Genomic DNA, 5,349 nt, shown 5'->3' on the forward strand with positions numbered 1-5,349 from the left:
CGAAATATCAGGACAGTGACTCGTCGAAATTGAGTTTTGTCTTGAGCAAGAATAGAGGATCTTCGGATTCTTGTATGATTTAAACTGAAGAGTTTGATCATGGCTCAGATTGAACGCTGGCGGCAGGCTTAACACATGCAAGTCGAGCGGTAGCAGGTCCTTCGGGATGCTGACGAGCGGCGGACGGGTGAGTAATACATAGGAATCTGCCCAGTAGTGGGGGATAGCCCGGGGAAACCCGGATTAATACCGCATACGCCCTTTGGGGGAAAGCAGGGGATCTTCGGACCTTGCGCTATTGGATGAGCCTATGTCGGATTAGCTAGTTGGTGGGGTAAGAGCCTACCAAGGCGACGATCCGTAGCTGGTCTGAGAGGATGATCAGCCACATCGGGACTGAGACACGGCCCGAACTCCTACGGGAGGCAGCAGTGGGGAATATTGGACAATGGGGGCAACCCTGATCCAGCCATGCCGCGTGTGTGAAGAAGGCTTTCGGGTTGTAAAGCACTTTCAGTGGGGAGGAAAACTTGTCGGCTAATACCCGCCAAGCTTGACGTTACCCACAGAAGAAGCACCGGCTAACTCCGTGCCAGCAGCCGCGGTAATACGGAGGGTGCAAGCGTTAATCGGAATTACTGGGCGTAAAGCGCGCGTAGGTGGTTTGATAAGCGAGATGTGAAAGCCCCGGGCTTAACCTGGGAACGGCATTTCGAACTGTCAGGCTAGAGTATGGTAGAGGAGTGTGGAATTTCCTGTGTAGCGGTGAAATGCGTAGATATAGGAAGGAACACCAGTGGCGAAGGCGGCACTCTGGACCAATACTGACACTGAGGTGCGAAAGCGTGGGGAGCAAACAGGATTAGATACCCTGGTAGTCCACGCTGTAAACGATGTCTACTAGCCGTTGGGACTCTTGAAGTCTTAGTGGCGCAGCTAACGCACTAAGTAGACCGCCTGGGGAGTACGGCCGCAAGGTTAAAACTCAAATGAATTGACGGGGGCCCGCACAAGCGGTGGAGCATGTGGTTTAATTCGACGCAACGCGAAGAACCTTACCTGGCCTTGACATGCAGAGAACTTTCCAGAGATGGATTGGTGCCTTCGGGAACTCTGACACAGGTGCTGCATGGCCGTCGTCAGCTCGTGTCGTGAGATGTTGGGTTAAGTCCCGTAACGAGCGCAACCCCTATCCCTAGTTGCTAGCAGTTCGGCTGAGAACTCTAGGGAGACTGCCGGTGACAAACCGGAGGAAGGTGGGGATGACGTCAGGTCATCATGGCCCTTACGGCCAGGGCTACACACGTGCTACAATGGTGCGCACAGAGGGCTGCAAACCCGCGAGGGGGAGCCAATCTCACAAAACGCATCGTAGTCCGGATCGGAGTCTGCAACTCGACTCCGTGAAGTCGGAATCGCTAGTAATCGTGAATCAGAATGTCACGGTGAATACGTTCCCGGGCCTTGTACACACCGCCCGTCACACCATGGGAGTGGATTGCACCAGAAGTGGTTAGTCTAACCTTCGGGAGGACGATCACCACGGTGTGGTTCATGACTGGGGTGAAGTCGTAACAAGGTAGCCGTAGGGGAACCTGCGGCTGGATCACCTCCTTAAACGAAGCCGAAACGCTTCGGTCAGAGTCCACACGAATTACTTGGTTAGCTTAAGAAGAGAGCAAAGGGTCTTACAGGCCCGTGTTTTTGGGTCTGTAGCTCAGTTGGTTAGAGCGCACCCCTGATAAGGGTGAGGTCGGTGGTTCAAATCCACCCAGACCCACCAGAATTGCCCAGCTCGGCGTTATCGAATGACTTGCATAGCAGGCTATGCGGCGCCATCCGATGCCTTGATCTGAACAATTCTTAGTGGCGCCGAAGTATCGGCGATCGCGGATGCGCCGGACAGGTTTTGTCAATCTAGGCGCAGTGTGAGCGAGTGAAGGAGTGACCCTCGATGGGTCATGACTGATGCGAGCGAAGGCTGCAACGACGAGTGACGAAAGCTGGACAAGCAGACGGGGCTATAGCTCAGCTGGGAGAGCGCCTGCCTTGCACGCAGGAGGTCTGCGGTTCGATCCCGCATAGCTCCACCATATTACTGACTAACGCCAGTTAGCAGTGTGCAGAAAAAAGTGTTTCGATGTGATGACAGGGTTCATCATTCGAAGTTCTTCTTTCTGATCACTGGGTCAGATTTGCTCTTTAACAAATTGGACGAGATAGAACACGAATTGATTTCTCTCATTATCTCCGAGAGGAATGAATTCAATGTGATAGCGATTTCAAGCGTTATCCGGTGTTGTCGTTGAAGTGATTGCATATGCTTCAAGCGACTGTCTCTGAACTCATCCTGGATGAGAGACGTGTATTGGCTTTGGTCAGTATCCGGTTCTTATGAAGTGATGAGGCACAGATCAGTTGTCTTGGGGTTATATAGTCAAGCAATTAAGCGCATACGGTGGATGCCTTGGCAGTCAGAGGCGATGAAAGACGTGGAAGCCTGCGATAAGGCTCGGGGAGCTGGCAAACAAGCTGTGATCCGGGCATCTCTGAATGGGGAAACCCACCGGTCTTCGGACCGGTACCGTACAGTGAATACATAGCTGTGCGGGGCGAACCGGGGGAACTGAAACATCTAAGTACCCCGAGGAAAAGAAATCAACCGAGATTCCCTCAGTAGCGGCGAGCGAACGGGGACCAGCCCTTAAGCTGGACAACTGGTAGGAGAAGGCTCTGGAAAGTGCCGCCATAGTGGGTGATAGCCCCGTATCCGAAACCTGAGTCCAGTGAAATCGAGTAGGACGGGACACGAGACATCCTGTCTGAACATGGGGGGACCATCCTCCAAGGCTAAATACTCCTGACTGACCGATAGTGAACCAGTACCGTGAGGGAAAGGCGAAAAGAACCCCTGTGAGGGGAGTGAAATAGATCCTGAAACCGTATGCGTACAAGCAGTCGGAGCGGACTTGTTCCGTGACGGCGTACCTTTTGTATAATGGGTCAGCGACTTATGTTCAGTGGCGAGGTTAACCGTTTAGGGGAGCCGTAGGGAAACCGAGTCTGAATAGGGCGATTTAGTCGCTGGGCATAGACCCGAAACCGGGCGATCTATCCATGAGCAGGGTGAAGGTTGAGTAACATCAACTGGAGGCCCGAACCCACTGTCGTTGAAAAGCCAGGGGATGACTTGTGGATCGGAGTGAAAGGCTAATCAAGCCCGGAGATAGCTGGTTCTCCCCGAAAGCTATTTAGGTAGCGCCTCGGACGAATACCACAGGGGGTAGAGCACTGTTTCGGCTAGGGGGTCATCCCGACTTACCAACCCGATGCAAACTCCGAATACCTGTGAGTACTATCCGGGAGACACACGGTGGGTGCTAACGTCCATCGTGAAGAGGGAAACAACCCAGACCGCCAGCTAAGGTCCCCAAGTACCAGTTAAGTGGGAAACGATGTGGGAAGGCTCAGACAGCTAGGAGGTTGGCTTAGAAGCAGCCATCCTTTAAAGAAAGCGTAATAGCTCACTAGTCGAGTCGGCCTGCGCGGAAGATGTAACGGGGCTCAAACTGGTCACCGAAGCTGCGGATGCATCGCAAGATGCGTGGTAGGGGAGCGTTCTGTAAGTCTGCGAAGGTGTGTTGAGAAGCATGCTGGAGATATCAGAAGTGCGAATGCTGACATGAGTAACGACAATGGGAGTGAAAAACTCCCACGCCGGAAGACCAAGGTTTCCTGCGCAACGCTAATCGGCGCAGGGTGAGTCGGCCCCTAAGGTGAGACCGAAAGGTGTAATCGATGGGAAACGGGTTAATATTCCCGTACCTTGGATAGCTGCGATGGAGAGACGGAGAAGGCTAGGTGAGCCGGGCGACGGTTGTCCCGGTTTAAACGAGTAGGCAGTGGGATTAGGCAAATCCGGTCCCACAATGCCGAGACGTGACGACGACGGCCCTTTTACGGGCTGGAAGTCATTGATGCCCTGCTTCCAGGAAAATCTTCTAAGCTTCAGGCTATTCGAGACCGTACCCCAAACCGACACAGGTGGTCAGGTAGAGAATACCAAGGCGCTTGAGAGAACTCGGGTAAAGGAACTAGGCAAAATGGTGCCGTAACTTCGGGAGAAGGCACGCCGGTATTACGTGAAGCTCTTTACGGGTGGAGCGGACGCCGGTCGAAGATACCAGGCCCCTGCGACTGTTTATTAAAAACACAGCACTGTGCAAACACGAAAGTGGACGTATACGGTGTGACGCCTGCCCGGTGCCGGAAGGTTAATTGATGGGGTTAGCATTCGTGCGAAGCTCTTGATCGAAGCCCCGGTAAACGGCGGCCGTAACTATAACGGTCCTAAGGTAGCGAAATTCCTTGTCGGGTAAGTTCCGACCTGCACGAATGGCGTAACGATGGGGGCGCTGTCTCTACCCGAGACTCAGTGAAATTGAAATCGCCGTGAAGATGCGGTGTATCCGCGGCTAGACGGAAAGACCCCGTGAACCTTTACTATAGCTTCACAGTGAACTTTGAGCATGTTTGTGTAGGATAGCTGGGAGGCTTTGAAACCGGGACGCCAGTTCCGGTGGAGCCAACCTTGAAATACCAGCCTGACCTGTTTGAGGTTCTAACTTCGACCCCTTATCGGGGTTAAGGACACTGTGTGGTGGGTAGTTTGACTGGGGCGGTCTCCTCCCAAAGCGTAACGGAGGAGCACAAAGGTGGGCTAAGCATGGTCGGACATCATGCGGTTAGTGTAATGGCACAAGCCCGCTTAACTGCGAGACAGACACGTCGAGCAGGTACGAAAGTAGGTCATAGTGATCCGGTGGTTCTGTATGGAAGGGCCATCGCTCAACGGATAAAAGGTACTCCGGGGATAACAGGCTGATACCGCCCAAGAGTTCACATCGACGGCGGTGTTTGGCACCTCGATGTCGGCTCATCACATCCTGGGGCTGAAGCCGGTCCCAAGGGTATGGCTGTTCGCCATTTAAAGTGGTACGCGAGCTGGGTTTAGAACGTCGTGAGACAGTTCGGTCCCTATCTGCCGTGGACGTTGGAGATTTGAGGAAAGCTGCTCCTAGTACGAGAGGACCGGAGTGGACGAACCGCTGGTGTTCGGGTTGTCATGCCAATGGCATTGCCCGGTAGCTATGTTCGGATAGGATAACCGCTGAAAGCATCTAAGCGGGAAGCCCCTTCCAAGATGAGATCTCCCTGGACCCTTGAGGTCCCTGAAGAGCCGTTCAAGACCAGGACGTTGATAGGTCGGGTGTGTAAGCGCTGCGAGGCGTTGAGCTAACCGATACTAATTGCTCGTGCGGCTTGACTATATAACACCCAAGACAATTG

2 tRNA genes and 2 rRNA genes are annotated in these 5,349 nt (G+C 53.4%); all 4 read left to right on the forward strand.

Going from position 1 to position 5,349, the window contains the following annotated elements:
- Positions 1–81: 81 nt before the first annotated feature.
- The 4 genes from M8010_RS19800 to M8010_RS19815 all read left to right on the forward strand — a co-directional run bounded on the left by M8010_RS19800 (position 82) and on the right by M8010_RS19815 (position 5,330).
- Positions 82–1,617, forward strand: a 16S ribosomal RNA gene (locus tag M8010_RS19800).
- 89 nt (positions 1,618–1,706) lie between these two features.
- Positions 1,707–1,783 (forward strand) — tRNA-Ile (locus M8010_RS19805).
- 234 nt (positions 1,784–2,017) lie between these two features.
- Positions 2,018–2,093 (forward strand) — tRNA-Ala (locus M8010_RS19810).
- Between the two features lie 342 nt (positions 2,094–2,435).
- Positions 2,436–5,330, forward strand: a 23S ribosomal RNA gene (locus tag M8010_RS19815).
- Together the 16S and 23S rRNA genes with 2 tRNA genes alongside form the textbook arrangement of a ribosomal RNA operon.
- Positions 5,331–5,349: the final 19 nt, after the last annotated feature.

The organism is Marinobacter sp. ATCH36 (genome assembly GCF_023555055.1).
Taxonomy (GTDB): Bacteria; Pseudomonadota; Gammaproteobacteria; order Pseudomonadales; family Oleiphilaceae; genus Marinobacter.